Annotated in this window: 1 protein-coding gene; it reads left to right on the forward strand. The window is 74.3% G+C overall.

Annotation, left to right across the window (positions count from 1 at the left end; all coding sequences use genetic code 11):
- Positions 1-308: 308 nt before the first annotated feature.
- Positions 309-710, forward strand: a complete 402-nt coding sequence (locus AE652_RS42195) for an Imm7 family immunity protein (RefSeq protein ID WP_049661485.1) — start codon at positions 309-311, stop codon at positions 708-710.
- The last annotated feature ends 203 nt before the right edge of the window (positions 711-913 follow it).

The following is a 913-nucleotide window of genomic DNA, read 5'->3' on the forward strand; positions in this document are numbered from 1 at the left end:
GGACGGTCCCGAGCGGGGCGTGGCCGGTGTGGGCCGGGGCCAGGGCCGCCAGCACGAGCACGGCGGTGGCGGCACGGAACGCGGTACGCGAAGCGGTACGGAAGGCGGTACGGAAGGCGGTGGCGGGCCGGGGTCGGGGCACGGGCGGCTCCCTCGTCGTCGTGTGTTCCTGATCGGGCGCCACCGAGTCTTGCGTCGAGCGCTGTCGGCACACCGGCAGGACGCTGTCCCGCCACCGACACACCACCGGCACCACCGGCACCACCCACGGCACGGGCGGCGCGCGGCCGCTCGGTAGGCTTCGGCCCATGTTCGAGTACCACGGCTGGATCAAGGTTCTGGAGAGCGCCGGCGCCGACGACGAGGAGTACGACGACGATCGTCTCCGGCTGATCGTCGGGGGTATCGAGGAGCGCATCCGGGAGATCGGCAGCCCGTACCTGCTCGATCTGCGGTGGATGAACGGGGAGGTGTTCGTCCACTTCGGCGGCTTCTCGAACCACCGTGACGCGCGGATCCCGGCGTTCTTCCGCGAGGTCGGTGAACGGGCGCCGGGCTCCTACGGCCTGCTGCACGTACGCGACGACGAGGACCCCGGCCGTGAGAACGAGGTCCTCGTCCACAGGATGGCCCGCGGACGGGTGAGCGAGCACGCGGATCCGCTGCTGTCACCCTGCGTCCCCGTCCTGGAGGACCCGTTCCAGGGGTAGGACGCGAGGCCGGCCGGACCCTCCGCACGGGTGCGCCCCCTTGGCCTCCTGTCCGGCACGGGGCCGGACAGGAGGCCAAGGGGGCGCGGCGCGAGGCGAGGCGCGGGCCGGGAACCGGTCCGGCCCCGGAGCGGACCCGGGCGGACGGACCCGACTGCCCCGGACGGACGGGTCCGGCGGCCCGGCCCCGGGCGGACGCACCC

Origin of the sequence: Kitasatospora sp. MY 5-36, from assembly GCF_001182915.1 — a bacterium.
Taxonomy (GTDB): domain Bacteria; phylum Actinomycetota; class Actinomycetes; order Streptomycetales; family Streptomycetaceae; genus Kitasatospora.